The sequence below is a fragment of the Bradyrhizobium sp. CCBAU 45389 genome, from assembly GCF_028128625.1.
Taxonomy (GTDB): domain Bacteria; phylum Pseudomonadota; class Alphaproteobacteria; order Rhizobiales; family Xanthobacteraceae; genus Bradyrhizobium; species Bradyrhizobium liaoningense_B.
Window position 1 is genome coordinate 559,614 of the sequence record NZ_LBIY01000097.1, and the last position, 13,205, is coordinate 572,818.

A 13,205-nucleotide genomic window follows, 5' to 3' on the forward strand; every position below is an offset into this window, starting at 1 on the left:
CCCTCGTCCCGCTTGCGGGGAGAGGCGAAGAGAAAGTTCTCACCTCGGCAGCTTGGCGATGGCTTCGCTGAGCTCGTGGATCTCATACGGCTTGCGCAGGATCGGGAAGTCGCCACGCACGTCGGCGGCGACCTCGCTGTAGCCGGTGGCGAGCAGGACCGGCAGACCGGGGTGGAGCTGACGCAGGCGATGGGCGAGGGTGATACCGTCCATCTTGCCGGGCATCACGATGTCCGAGAACACGAAGTCGACGCCGTTGGTCTCGATCTCGCGCAATGCCGCTTCGGCGTCGGCGACCCGGCGCACCTGGTAGCCGAGCTGCTCCAGGAGGCCGATGCTGACGAGCGCGACCTCGGGATTGTCCTCGACCAGCAGCACCGTTCCGCTGCCGCGGAACGGCATCGCCTCCGCGGTGTCCCGTGCCGGCGCATCCGTGCCGCGCGGCAGCAGGATGGTGAAAGTCGTGCCCTTGCCGAGCTCGCTTGCGACCTTCACCGTGCCGCCGGCCTGATGGGCGAAGCCGTGCACCTGGGAGAGCCCGAGGCCGGTGCCCTTGCCGATCGGCTTGGTGGTGAAGAACGGTTCGAAGATCTTGTCGACCACGTCGGCGGGAATGCCGAGCCCGGTGTCGATGATGTCGATCGCCACGAACTCGCCGGCGAGCGTCACCTCGTCCAGCACCACGTTGCGGGCGCTGATCGTCACCGTGCCGCCGTCGGGCATCGCATCACGGGCATTGATGACGAGATTGAGCAACGCGGTCTCGAGCTCCGAGACGTCGGCCCTGACCGGCCAGACCTTGGCATCGATGTCGAAGGTGAGGCGCACGGAGCTGCCGACGCCGGCGTCGAGCACCGCGCGAATCGCCGCGATGCGTTCGGCGAGATCGATCGCCTGCGGGTTGACGCTCTGTCGCCGCGCGAAGGTGAGGAGCTGGTTGGTCAGCGCGGCGCCGCGCCTCGTCGCAGTCTCGATTGCGGAGATCGCGCGCTGAAGCCGTGCGTCATCGATGTCCCCCTTCTTCAGGACATGGAGGCTGCCGCTGATGATCATCAGGAGGTTGTTGAAGTCATGGGCGACGCCGCCGGTGAGCTGGCCGAGCGCATCGAACTTCTGGGATTCGGCGAGCTGCTTCTGCATCGCCTCGAGCTTGAGCTGGGCATTGCGGCGTTCGGTGATGTCGCGCGTGATCTTGGCGAAGCCGACCAGCGTGCCATCCTCGTAGATCGGATCGATCACCACGCTCGCCCAGAAGAATGTCCCGTCCTTGCGAACGCGCCAGCCTTCCTCTTCGTAGCGGCCCTTTTCGCGCGCGATGCCGAGCGCTCGCGCGGGTTTGCCGTTGGCTCGGTCGGTCTCGGTGTAGAAGCGGGAGAAATGCTGGCCGAGGATTTCCTCGGGCGCGTAGCCCTTGATGCGTTCGCCGCCGATGTTCCAGCTGGTGATGGTGCCGCTGGGATCGAGCATATAGAGGGCGTAGTCAGCAACTCCTTCAACCAGCAGCCGGAAACTGCGCTCGCTTTCGAACAAGTCTCTCTGCTGACTGAACTTTTTCACCATTCCGAACCCCGCCTCGACGGGGGCAAACGCTCGGGTGGGCGTTTGGTTCCGGATTTCTGGGAACTTTTTAGGCAAATGCCGCAGACGGTATGCAAGAAGCCGCCGGGCAAACGCCCTTGACACGCAATCCTATCTGTCAGATATTTCTGTCATGACAGAAATAACCGGAAAGAAGAAACTCCCCGCCGCGGTCGAGCGCTTCATCCTGCACTGGGGCGACATGGGGGACGGGTGGGGCGTCAATCGCTCGGTCAGCCAGATCCACGGGCTGCTCTATTTGTCCGAGGCGCCGATGACGGCCGAGGACATCGCCGACACACTCGGCATGGCGCGCTCCAACGTCTCCAATTCGCTCAAGGAGCTGCTCGCCTGGAACCTGATCCGGCGGGTGCCGATCCTCGGCGATCGTCGCGATCATTTCGAGGCCGAGACCGACATTTGGGAGGTCGCGGCCCGGATCGCGGCACGGCGCAAGGAGCGGGAGCTCGATCCGGCCATCGCGGCGCTGAGGGCCTGCGTGTCCGATGCCGCCGAGGATTCCACCATCAATCCGGTCGCGAGCAAGCGGCTGAAGGAGATGCTCGCCTTCACCGAGCTCGCCGATCACTGGTTCATGCAGATGCTGAAGGTGCCGCGGCCGCGGCTGGTCGCCTTGATGCGGCTTGGCGAGAAGATCGCCAACCTGCTGCCGCTGGGTAAGGCCAAATAGTTCGTAAGGAGGGTGCGATGACGTCGGCTCGATTACCAGGCTCCAGCGCATCTCCCTCCGCACACACCAAACTGCTCGACGATCGCCGCTTCCGTGCGCTGTTGCCGGATGAGGATTGGGGCCGCCTGCCGCTCGCGACCTGGCGGCGCTTTTCCAAACGCGTCGCCGATGGCGATAGCGTGGTCTATGTCGGCGTAGTCGACGAGGTCGCCTTCAGCGACATCGGCTGGTGGTTCGCGCAGGCCGCACGGCTGATCGGCGGGCCGTTGCCGACCGGCCGCGACATCGGCGTGCCCATGATCGTGACGGTCACCGAGGACGGCGCCACCGGCGGCCAGACCTGGACGCGCATCTGTGCGCGCAAGCGCGGCTTTCCGCAGATGATCCATTCCGCCAAACGCTTCGCCGGTCCGACCGGGCTCGAGGAATATGTCGGCTTCGGCGTCTCGATGGCGCTGCGCATCGCGGTCGAAGGCCAGGCGCTGACCTTCCGTAGCGCCGGTTACGGCCTGCAGCTCGGACGTCTGTGGATCCCGCTGCCGCAATGGCTCACGCCCGGCGACCTCACGGTGACGCACAGCGATCTCGGCGAGGGCGCCTTCCGTTTCACCCTCGATGTCACTCACCCGCGTTATGGCGCGCTGATCCACCAGTCCGCCGTCTTCAGGGAGGCCGTATCATGACGCCGCTGTTGTGGACCCTCATCGCCATCCAGATCGTGATGGGCGTGTTCGACACCTTCTATCACCATGAATTCACCGAGCGCCTGGCCTGGCGTCCGTCTCAGCGTTTCGAGCTGAAGCTGCATGGCATCCGCAACATGCTTTATGCGCTGCTGTTCCTGCTGCTCGGCTGGCTCGAGGTCCATGGCGTGCTGGCGCTGCTGATCGTTGTTGTCCTGGTCGCCGAGATCGTCATCACGCTGATGGATTTCGTCGAGGAGGATCTGAGCCGAAAGCTGCCGCCGAGCGAGCGCATCAATCATACGCTGCTTGCGATCAATTACGGTGCCATTCTTGTGCTGCTGGTGCCTGTGCTGATCGCCTGGGCGATGCAGCCCGTCGGCGTGACCGTCGTCAATCAGGGCCTGCTCAGCATCGCCGCAACCGCCTGTGCGGTCGGCGCGGCGCTGTGCGGCGTCAGGGATTTTGCGGCGATGCGCCGGCTCGGCCGCATGCGAAGCGTGCCGTCGGCCGGACTTGTCGACAAGCTGCCCGGCCGCAAGACCGTGCTGATCACGGGCGCCACCGGCTTTATCGGCAGCCGCCTTGCGGCAAGCCTCAGCGGTGCCGGGCATCACGTCATCGCGCTGATCCGCAATCCGGCGAAGGCCGAGATGCTGCCGCCCCCGGTGACGCTGGTCACCAGCCTCGATCAGCTCGCCACGGACACGCCAATTGATGCCATCGTCAATCTCGCCGGCGAGCCGATCGGCAATGGTCTTTGGACCGAGGCAAAGCGCGCGAGGATCATCAGCTCGCGCATCGACATGACCGGCGAGGTCGTCAAGCTGATTGCGCGGCTCGACCGCAAGCCCGAGGTGCTCGTCAGCGGCTCCGCGATCGGCTGGTACGGCCTGTGGGCCGACCAGGTGCTGACGGAGTCGGCGAAATCGCACGCCTGCTTCAGCCACGAGCTGTGTGCGGCCTGGGAGAAGGCGGCCCGCCCGGCGGAGGAGCTTGGCGTGCGCGTGGTCTATCTGCGCATCGGGCTCGTGCTCGGCACCGAAGGCGGCTTCATCACGCGGATGCTGACGCCGTTCGAGTTTGGCCTCGGCGGTCCTCTCGGAACAGGTAGGCAGTGGATGTCCTGGATCGAGCGCGACGATCTGATCCGGCTGATCGCCTATGTGATCGCGACGCCGGATCTTTCGGGGCCCGTCAACGCCACGGCGCCAATCCCCGTCACTAACGCAAAGTTCACCGAAGAGCTCGGCCGGCGCCTGCACCGGCCCGCTGTATTCCGCATTCCCGGCGGCCTGTTGCGCCGGATCGGCGGCGGCTTCGCCGACGAGCTTCTGCTCGGTGGTCAGCGCGTGTTGCCGAACAAGGCGCTGAGCCGTGGTTTTGTCTTTCGGCACGAGACGCTGCGCAGCGCGTTCGAAGCGATCTTGTGAGGTGATGTCATGTCTCGCGCTGCGCGTCTTCGCGCGTTCGACGGCTGGTTTTACGGATGCTTGACTGCGACCGCCGTGCTGGACGCGATGATCTTTGTCGTCTTGGCCCTGCTCGCGCCTGAGGGTAGCCCGAAGAAGATCGTCGATGCTACGTTCGTAACGGCAACTTTCGTCCTGCCGCTGACGTTCTTCGCGACTTGTATCCTCACGGCCGTTCCGGCGGCCATTTTGATCTGGTTTGGCGAACGTCTGCGCACCCGCGCCATGGCGTTCTACGTAGGCTCCGGCGTCGTGGTCGGCGCGTTGTTCTGCGCGTTGCTCTTCAAGGACATCGGTTGGCTCGGCGCGGCATTTGTTCTCGCCGGCGGTCCGGCTGGGCTCGTTTACTGGCGCTTGGCGGGCAGGTACGTCGGCGAGGACTAGGACATCGATCGGAGCGCTAGGCCGCCACGCTCCGGAACGTCGCCGCCACCGCGCGTAGCGCTGCCAGCTTGGCGGGATCGCTGACCTTCGAATGCAGCATTACCTTGGAGCTGCCGAGCTTCGGCAGCTTGAGCGCGGGCCCGATGTCGATCAGCCCGGGCGGCGCGATCCGCCGTGCCAGCGGCGCGATCGCAAGCCCAGCAAGCGCAGCGGCGACCACCGCCGTGACGCCGCCGCCGACGAAGCGCTCGCGCCAGGCGAGGCCGGCCTTGTCGAGCGCGCGTATGGCGACGGCGCGGACGCCGCAGGGCGGGGCGAGCGTTGCGAGCGGCAGCGGCTCGCCCTTCGGCAGGGTAAAGCGTCGCGATGCGAACCAGCCGAACTCGTCCTCGGCCAGCTTCTCGCCGCCGCGGCGGCTGCCTTCCTGGCGGACGATCACCGCATCCAGCTCGCCCGCGTCGTAGGCGTCCTGCATCTCGCGCGAGAAGCCGATGGTGACGGCGAGGGTGAGGTTTGATGACATCGCGTGCAGCCGTTCGAGCAGCGGCACCAGTTCGGGCCCCGCCGCGTGATCGGAGATGCCGAGCGAGAGCGACTGCGCAACGGGAGCCTCGCCCGACAGCGCGCGGTCATGCGCCGCGATCAGCGCACGGGCGCGATCAAGGAACGCCGCGCCGTCGGCGGTGAGCCGGACCGCGCGCGGCGAGCGTTCGACGAGGCGCTTTCCCAGCAATGTCTCCAGCCGCTGCAGCTTCAGGCTGACCGCCGCCTGCGTCGTGCCGAGCGCTTCGGCGGCGCGGGTAAAGCTTTGGAGGTCGGCGACCAGAAGGAACGCCTGCACGGTGGCGATGTCGAGTGTTGCTGTCATTATATATGGTTATCACTGGTATCAGTAGAGATAATATACCAAAATGACAGCGGCAGGTCTAGTTTCTCACCAACGCCGCGCAAGTCGCGCAGCATATCGAGGAGAACCACCATGCCCCTGATCACCGTGTCCTACACCACCTCCCGCCAGTCGCCCTCGCTGAAGGCCGACATCGCGAACGCGGTATCCGAGCTCACCGCAGAGATTCTGCACAAGGACCCGAAGGTCACCGCCATCATCGTGAAGTCCGTCGAGGCGAGCGACTGGTTCGCCGGCGGCAAGTCGCTCGCCGAGCAGAAGCTCGCCAGCTACTGGATCGACATCCACATCTCCGAGGGCACCAACACCAAGGACGAGAAGGCCGCCTATCTCGCCGCCATGTTCAAGCGCATGGCCGAAATCCTGGGCCCGCTGCATCCCGAGACCTATCTGCATGTCGACGAGGTCAGGGGCGACGCTTACGGGTTCGGCGGCCTCACGCAGGAGCGGCGCTACATCGCCGGCAAGCTCGAGGTTGCGCCGAAGGCGGCGTGATGCCGGACGCCGCGGGCGAGCGATCTCACCCACGGCCTGACACCATCAGCTCGCCGCGCGGAACTGCACTTCGGCGTTGTTGATGAAGCACGTCTTGTCGAACAGCATCAGGTCCAGCGGGTTCGGCAAGCGGACGTCGCTAAGATCGGGGCAGGGCTTGACTGCGGGATCGTAGGATCGGTCGATCTGGGAGATGAAGATGACGATCAGCCCCCGGTCGCGCGCGAAGGATTTCAGCGCGCGGACCTGAACGGTGAGGTCGGGGTTTTCCCGCCTCTGGTCGAGCAGTTGCAGATAGTCGATCACGACGAATGTGCCGCGCGGCGCCGAAGCCATTTGTTTCACGACGTAGTCGGCGCTGATGGCGTCGGAGCAATCGACCTCGAACATGTCGGCGAATTGCGCCGGCTCCACGTCGATCGCGCGAAGGCGATCCAGGACGTCTTGCTCGGTATATTCGAGCGAGAAGTACGCGGCGCGATGGCCCGACTTCATGGCTTCGACGGCAAGTTCGAGGCTGATCAGCGTCTTGCCATGGCCGGGACGCGCCCCGACCAGCACCAGATCGCCCGGCCGGAATTGCGGAAACAGTTTGCTCGCCGGCGTCAGTGCGGCTGCTTTGGCCGCGAGCATGCTCCAGGCGGAAAAGCCTTCCGTCGCGGCGACGCGGTCAAGCGCGTCGTGGAGCGGAATGCTGGCTTCGCGGGACAGGCGCTTCGCCTTGCGCTTCAGATGGTAGATGGGCGCAGACAGTCTCATCGTAAAAACCTCCCATTGCGAGCATGGATCGCAACCCCTCCTTATGCATGGCGCTCGAACAGTCGGCCGATGATCAACTCGCCCGGCATGAGGTCTGCTTTCCCGGCGGAGGGGGGAGGCGTGGGCGGCACCGAAACAAAGCGTAGCTGATTCCGCAGCTGCAGAGAACGAGAGCCGTGCACGGCGAACAGGAAAGCGACTAGGCCGCCGTCTCCGGCAGCAGCGCGCGGGTCGGCCCGAACAGCTGCTCGAACGCCTGGCGCAGCGCGACATCGACATCGGCCATGGTCACGAGCTGGCCGAGATCGACCAGCGAGGTGACGCCGTAGCGCGGGTCGGCGACGCCGCAGGGCACGATGCCGGCGAAATGCGACAGCTCCGGCTCGACATTGATGGCGATGCCGTGGAACGACACCCAGCGCTTCAGCCGCACGCCGATCGCGGCGATCTTGTCCTCGTGCTCGGGTCCCTTGTCGGGCCGCTTCACCCAGACGCCGACCCGGTCCTCGCGTCGCTCGCCGCGGACATTGAAGGCAGCGAGCGTGCGCAGGATCAATTCCTCCAGGCTCGCGACATAGGCCCGGACATCCGGCCGGCGGCGCTTGAGGTCGAGCATGATGTAGGCCACCCGCTGGCCGGGCCCGTGGTAGGTGAGCTGCCCGCCGCGCCCGGTGGCAAAGGTCGGGAATCGGGCATCGAGCAGGTCTGATTCCTTGCCGGAGGTGCCGGAGGTGTAGAGCGGGGGGTGTTCGAGCAGCCAGACCAGCTCCGGCGCCTCGCCCGTGGCAATCGCCGCAACGCGCGCCTCCATGGCGGCCACGGCCTCGGGATAGGGCACCGGAGCGTCCGAGATTCGCCACTCGACGGGCGCGCCGTCTGAGGCGGAAAACGACGTCAAATCGAGGTCTTGGCGGGGGTTTTGGGGCGAATTAACCATTGGCTAACCATAACGTGGTGATGATCTCGGGAGCAAATGCCAAGTCCTTTGGCGCAAGTCCCAAGTTGCGGCGGTCCTGACAGTGCCCACTCTCGATAAAGTCACCGTGGATCTCATGGTCGTCCTCGGGACCACCACGATGCCGATCCATCAAGTATTACGTCTTTCCCGCGGCGCCATCATCGAGCTGGACGCAACCGAGGCCGACGAGGTCAAGGTGTTGGCCAATAATCTCCCCGTAGCCTCCGGCGTCGTGCTGGTCGATCGCAACCGGATCGCGGTCGAGGTCAAGCAGATGCTGCCGCGCTCGCCGGGGACCCGATAGGACCGATCCGGGCAGGGATGGGGATTTTTCCTGCCAAGCTTGTGGAATTCAGGGCCTTTGCAGGCTTGTATCCCCCTGATGGATTTGTTAGATCGGCGGCCGCTGATCCGGCCACCCGAACGACCTCAGGCCGGCATCTCCTAGCGCTCGTGGCGGAACTGGTAGACGCGCTGCCTTGAGGTGGCAGTGGGTAACACCGTGGGGGTTCGAGTCCCTCCGAGCGCACCATACGGCGGATCGCGCCGCTTTGGCCGGGGTAGCGGACTGTTTCCGCCGAAATACTCTCGCAGATGAAATCAATGATCTGATCACGCAAGTGGTGGCATCGGACGACAGATGCCTCTGGGCGAAGCGACTCAACCAATCTGATTTGCCGAGATTGGCCACGGCAGCCTGGCGCGGCGGCGGTCCCCAATCGATTTTGTCGAAGTCGCCCAATCGGGATTGAGATAGTCGATCGCCACGATCGACGTGCTGCCCGAATTTCGAATGACGGACGCGCCCGCGGTTCCGACCCGATGCCCAGATTTGATCGCGAAGGCTGGCCGATCGACATCTTCATATTGCATTTATCTGCTATTACACCCTATAATTGATCAACTCCGAGAGATGCGAAATATCGGTCGGTGGCTTCCGGGTCCGAACGCGGGCGGCTGGAGTCGAGCACCGTTGCAAGGAGGGCAGCATGACGCTCAAGTCGGGATTCCAATTCGCGGAGGCGCAACTTCTGCTCGAGATGGCGCAGCATGCCTACGCCGGCACGCCATCGCTGACCGAAGCGGTGGCAACCTGCGGCGTGCCCCCCGTGCCCAATCCGAGCCCAAATTGGGCGATCCGCAAGGACCTCACCCCGACGAGTGCCACGCTATTGGATAACTACTGGCAGGTCTGGCAGAACCAGAGTGACACCACCCAATACGCGATCGCAGTGCGCGGCACGGTCGCCAGTGCGTCCAGCGTGCTGGCCGACCTGCTGTTCCCTCTGATCAACGCGCGCTTTAACGTGACGCTCGGTTCGATCTCGCTGCCGTTCTATCTCGCCCGCGATGAGGGTGACAGTGCGGTGAAGGCCGGTGTGCATTCGGGCTTCGCTCTGAGTTTGCTGCTCATGCTCTTCACCACCGATAGCCCGTTGTTCGTGACGTTGGGGCTGCTCGCGGAGCAGGGCAGCGACGTCTACATCACCGGGCACAGCCAAGGTGCCTCGATCGCGACGCTGCTCACCTCGCTGGTCCGGCACTCGACGGATGTTTTCAAGGGGCCGTCCTACAAGACCTATACCTTCGCGCCCGCCAAGGCCGGCAACGATCATTACGCATACGATTACGCGCAGCTTGCCGCGGTCGACGGATATGCTTGGGCGGTGACGTCAACGCAGGACTGGGTGCCGCAGGCGCCGTTTGCCCTGGAGTGGATATCGGACCTCAACACGCCAAATCCGTTGCGCGGGTTCAACGGCAGTCCCAATCCTGAGGCAATGATCGCGCTCGGCAGCGTGGTCATTGACGGTGAGAGCGCGGTCAATCGCGTTCGCGACGATGCGGTGAGGCGGCTCAAGCAACGGGTCGAGAGTCTCTCTCGGAGACTGACATCCGAGACGATCCATTTGAACGCCGCCGATCTCGGCGCGGCAACCGCCGCACCGATCACGGGATCAACGATCTCGGATGTGATCCAGCAGATCCTCGACCAGATTCAGGCCTCGCTGAACTATGCTGATGCCGGTGCGCTGCTGCCGCTCTTCGCCATCCCGGGCGGCAACCCGTCCGATGGGACGCCGGGATGCCAGAAGCTGGACTATTTCTGGCAGCACCACCTCGGCAACTACCTGAAATACATGAAGCAGCAGTATGGCGGCTGAGCTGGGAATGATAGCCGGGACGAGAGGGAAGTCGGACGCCCACTCGACCAGGCCGGCGCCGCGGCCGCTCCTGCCAGCTCGAATTCTATGCCTGGTTGAGGCGCCAATTCGCTCTACCGTGTCTGCGCGGTAACAGCTGTCAGCTCCCGAAGCAGGTATAATCAGCCGCATATTTATTCCTGAGGTTGATATGAAAAAGCTTTGCTTTGGTCTTGCTGCCGCGCTGTCGATCGCTGCCGCTCCCGCCTCAGCTGCGGATATGGCCGCCAAGGCACCCGTCTATAAGGCACCGGTGCCGGTCCCCTATGTCTGGACTGGCTGCTACGTCGGCGGAAACGTCGGTGGTGGATGGGCGGACACGTCCTATCGGATCAACGACCCCACGCAAGGCGTGGTTAACGGTGCCAGCCTCGGGTCGAACAGCGGTTCGGGCGTTGTCGGCGGCGGACAGATCGGCTGCGATTACCAAGTCGGGAACTGGGTCTTCGGTGCGCAGGGGATGTTCGACTGGACGGACATCAAGGGCAGTCATCCTGATCCGATCAATGCTTTCCCGCTGATCTGGACCAGCAAGATTTCCTGGCTCGCAACGGCGACCGGTCGGGTCGGCTACACCATCACGCCGCAGGCCCTGCTTTATCTCAAGGGCGGTGCCGCCTGGGCAAAGACGCATGACGACCGCACCGGACCGGCGTTGGGAATTATTCTGTCCTACACCACGCCCGATCACACCGACTTCGGCTGGACCGTAGGTGCCGGCTTCGAATATCTCCTCGCGCGCAACTGGTCTGTGTTTGCGGAGTACAATTACGTTGATCTCGGCACCAACCGCCTCAGCTACACGCGCAACACCGACGGCGCCTCGTTCTTCGTCGATACCCGACGTCAGCTTCATATGGCGACGGTTGGCGTGAACTTTCGGTTCGGGCAGCCCTGACCGAATCCGGTCGTCGGGACCAGACCTCGTACCCGGCGTTTCAGGCGTTGCAGAAATGATGGCGCGATAACGCCGGGAGGTCGGACGTTGCCGTCTGATCTTTGATGAGGGCTCCAGATCCCGCGCGACCGCTCGTTCGGCGGGGCCCTAACAGAGCGGCTCCCACATCTCGATATCGCGATCGCGTGCGAGCAATCCGGGAAGAGCTTGGTGCCAGGCGTCTCGGTAACTTCGTTGCAGCTGGACGTTCAAGACGTCTTCATGGCTCTCCCAGGTCTCGTAGAGCATGAAGCGATTTTCGGACACGGGATCGCGATGCAGGACCGCCTGATGAAACGTCGGCTCGTTTCTCATCGCGTCGAGCACCGCCCCGAGCAGTCGCAGAAAATTCGTGCGCTGCTCGGGCACGACGTCAAACTTGATGACGTAGGTGACCGGCATCGTGCTTCTCCTTGGCATGCGTTCGGCGGCGGACGCACCGGTGTCCCCGGGGCGTCGGTCTTGCCCGGGAAGAGTGCTTCACGAGACCGCGCTTGGTCGATTACCTCGCAGGTCAAAAACACGCTGACATGCGGCGAGAATTGACCGCGGACGGAGTTACGGCGGGAGCAGGTGATAATCGCGGCCCGCAGCCCGGTTCATCGCGCGCTTGGAACCGCGAGCCGCACCTCAAGGTTGGTCACACGGGTATCGATCTGGCGAGGAGCCGGCATGATGGTGATCGACCTTCGCGATGGAATGCGGCCCGTCAGCCTGCCGCTGGCGCAAAACGCCACGCGCGTAGCGAGGACGAGCCGCGAGAGGGCCGGCGCAAGACTTCAGGATCCATCCCCCTCATGAGCGGCACGCAGGCGTTCGACTGCATCGTCATCGGGGGCGGCCCGGCCGGATTGATGGCCGCGATCTACCTGGCGCGCTTCCGTCGCCGCGTCTGCGTGGTGGACGCAGGTGCGAGCCGCGCCGCGCTGATCCCGCGCAGTCACAACATCCCCGGCTTCGTCCACGGCCTGTCCGGTGACGAGCTGATCGCGCGCATGTCGGCGCAACTGGACGAACTCGCCGTCATGCGCGTGGAGGCCGAGATCACGGCGTTGCAACGTCACGACCGCGGTTTTCAGGCGAGTTGGAACGGCGGTGCGCACGGTGCCGCCACCGTCATTCTCGCCTGCGGGATCGTCGATACCCATCCGCCATTCGAGCAATGGCGTGCCGCGGTCACCGACGGGCTGTTGCGCTATTGTCCGGTCTGCGACGCCTTCGAGGCGCGCGGCCGCCGCATCGGCGTCGTCGGCCCGCTTCACCGCGCCGCCGGCAAGGCGCTGTTCCTGCGCGGCTACTCGCGTCATGTGACGCTGCTCGCAACCCGGCGGGATGACGACGAGGCCGCAAGTTCAGAACTGGCCAAGGCGGGGGTCCAGGTCGTGGTTGCGCCCGACCTGCGTTTGCGACGAAGCGACGACAGCCTTGAAGCGGTCTTCGCCGGTGGCCGGACGGCGCGCTTCGACGTGGTCTATCCCGCGATGGGAGCGGAGGTGCGCTCGCAACTCGCGATGTCGTTGGGCGCCGAGCATACCGGGGAGGGCTACCTCAAGGTCGACGACCAACAGCGCACCTCGATCAATGGGCTCTTTGGCATCGGCGACGTCGTCACCGACCTGCACCAGATCTCGGTCGCGTTCGGCCACGCGGCGGTTGCCGCCTGCACGATCCATCACAGTCTGCCGCGGCGCCTGGCCTGACCGATCTCTGGTCAAGTCTCACAATCGTGGGGAACCAGGAACCAAGCGCGGTGGCTGGCCTTGGTTGAGCGGGCGTGGGCGACGTCTGCCGAACTGGAGTAACCGCATGACTCAATCCGAAGACATGACCCGCTGCATCGCGCAGTGCATGGGTTGCTACCAGACCTGCCTCGGCACGGCGATGAACCATTGCCTCGAGACCGGCGGCAGGCACGTCGAGCCCAAGCATTTCCGCCTGATGATGGCCTGCGCCGAAATGTGCCGGACGGCGGCGCATTTCATGCTGATCAACACGCCGCATCACCGGCATACTTGCGGCGAATGCGCCGAGATCTGCAGCGAATGCGCCGAAGATTGCGAACGGATCGGAGGCATGGACGAATGCGTCGCGATGTGCCGCTCCTGCGCCCAATCCTGCCGCGCAATGGCGGCCTGAG

The 13,205-nt window shown here is 64.5% G+C and carries 15 protein-coding genes and 1 tRNA gene; 11 read left to right on the forward strand and 5 right to left on the reverse strand.

The genetic code is table 11. From position 1 onward, the window contains the following. Window positions 1-39: 39 nt before the first annotated feature. On the reverse strand, window positions 40-1,560 hold the full coding sequence (locus XH79_RS35640; protein WP_271584698.1) for a PAS domain-containing sensor histidine kinase: 1,521 nt from the start codon (window positions 1,558-1,560) through the stop codon (window positions 40-42). A gap of 151 nt (window positions 1,561-1,711) precedes the next feature. Here XH79_RS35640 and XH79_RS35645 point away from each other — a divergent pair, with 151 nt between their 5' ends. The 4 genes from XH79_RS35645 to XH79_RS35660 are packed head-to-tail and all read left to right on the forward strand — an operon-like array spanning window position 1,712 to window position 4,808. Beyond that, complete coding sequence (locus tag XH79_RS35645; protein WP_271584699.1) at window positions 1,712-2,269, forward strand: GbsR/MarR family transcriptional regulator; 558 nt, start codon at window positions 1,712-1,714, stop codon at window positions 2,267-2,269. Between the two features lie 17 nt (window positions 2,270-2,286). After that, window positions 2,287-2,952, forward strand: a complete 666-nt coding sequence (locus XH79_RS35650) for a DUF4166 domain-containing protein (protein WP_271584700.1) — start codon at window positions 2,287-2,289, stop codon at window positions 2,950-2,952. Then, window positions 2,949-4,385 (forward strand): TIGR01777 family oxidoreductase, encoded by a 1,437-nt coding sequence (locus XH79_RS35655; protein ID WP_271584701.1) that lies wholly within the window; start codon window positions 2,949-2,951, stop codon window positions 4,383-4,385. Before XH79_RS35650 ends, XH79_RS35655 begins: the two co-directional genes overlap by 4 nt. Before the next feature lie 9 nt (window positions 4,386-4,394). Next, a complete protein-coding gene (locus tag XH79_RS35660) occupies window positions 4,395-4,808 on the forward strand; it encodes a hypothetical protein (RefSeq protein ID WP_271584702.1) in 414 nt (137 codons plus the stop codon). A 16-nt stretch (window positions 4,809-4,824) separates the two neighbouring features. Here the strand turns inward: XH79_RS35660 and XH79_RS35665 are convergent, their stop codons facing one another. Further along, window positions 4,825-5,676, reverse strand: a complete 852-nt coding sequence (locus XH79_RS35665) for a LysR family transcriptional regulator (RefSeq protein ID WP_271584703.1) — start codon at window positions 5,674-5,676, stop codon at window positions 4,825-4,827. Between the two features lie 111 nt (window positions 5,677-5,787). Between XH79_RS35665 and XH79_RS35670 the strand changes: the two genes are divergently transcribed. Continuing rightward, complete coding sequence (locus XH79_RS35670; RefSeq protein ID WP_271584704.1) at window positions 5,788-6,210, forward strand: tautomerase family protein; 423 nt, start codon at window positions 5,788-5,790, stop codon at window positions 6,208-6,210. Between the two features lie 45 nt (window positions 6,211-6,255). Here XH79_RS35670 and XH79_RS35675 read toward each other — a convergent pair whose 3' ends face one another. Both XH79_RS35675 and lipB read right to left on the reverse strand, forming a co-directional pair. Further along, on the reverse strand, window positions 6,256-6,969 hold the full coding sequence (locus XH79_RS35675; protein WP_271584705.1) for a DNA helicase: 714 nt from the start codon (window positions 6,967-6,969) through the stop codon (window positions 6,256-6,258). A 199-nt stretch (window positions 6,970-7,168) separates the two neighbouring features. Next, on the reverse strand, window positions 7,169-7,906 hold the full coding sequence (gene lipB, locus XH79_RS35680; protein ID WP_271584706.1) for a lipoyl(octanoyl) transferase LipB: 738 nt from the start codon (window positions 7,904-7,906) through the stop codon (window positions 7,169-7,171). 82 nt (window positions 7,907-7,988) lie between these two features. Between lipB and XH79_RS35685 the strand changes: the two genes are divergently transcribed. From XH79_RS35685 to XH79_RS35700, 4 genes are all read left to right on the forward strand, one after another. After that, a complete protein-coding gene (locus tag XH79_RS35685; RefSeq protein WP_018647371.1) occupies window positions 7,989-8,231 on the forward strand; it encodes a FliM/FliN family flagellar motor switch protein in 243 nt (80 codons plus the stop codon). A gap of 143 nt (window positions 8,232-8,374) precedes the next feature. Then, window positions 8,375-8,459 (forward strand) — tRNA-Leu (locus XH79_RS35690). 457 nt (window positions 8,460-8,916) lie between these two features. After that, window positions 8,917-10,092, forward strand: a complete 1,176-nt coding sequence (locus tag XH79_RS35695; protein WP_271584707.1) for a lipase family protein — start codon at window positions 8,917-8,919, stop codon at window positions 10,090-10,092. 190 nt (window positions 10,093-10,282) lie between these two features. Beyond that, window positions 10,283-11,029 carry an outer membrane protein gene (locus XH79_RS35700; RefSeq protein ID WP_271584708.1) on the forward strand — a complete coding sequence of 249 codons (747 nt, stop codon included), beginning with the start codon at window positions 10,283-10,285 and terminating at the stop codon, window positions 11,027-11,029. A gap of 147 nt (window positions 11,030-11,176) precedes the next feature. On the opposite strand, the gene XH79_RS35705 is transcribed toward XH79_RS35700, so the two are convergent. Further along, window positions 11,177-11,470: a putative quinol monooxygenase gene (locus XH79_RS35705; RefSeq protein ID WP_271584709.1), complete on the reverse strand. Its 294-nt coding sequence runs from the start codon at window positions 11,468-11,470 to the stop codon at window positions 11,177-11,179. Window positions 11,471-11,865: 395 nt separating this feature from the next. Between XH79_RS35705 and XH79_RS35710 the strand changes: the two genes are divergently transcribed. Next, a complete protein-coding gene (locus XH79_RS35710) occupies window positions 11,866-12,768 on the forward strand; it encodes an NAD(P)/FAD-dependent oxidoreductase (RefSeq protein ID WP_271584710.1) in 903 nt (300 codons plus the stop codon). Window positions 12,769-12,874: 106 nt separating this feature from the next. Next, window positions 12,875-13,204, forward strand: coding sequence for a four-helix bundle copper-binding protein (locus XH79_RS35715; protein WP_212335783.1), 330 nt, complete (start codon window positions 12,875-12,877; stop codon window positions 13,202-13,204). The last annotated feature ends 1 nt before the right edge of the window (window position 13,205 follow it).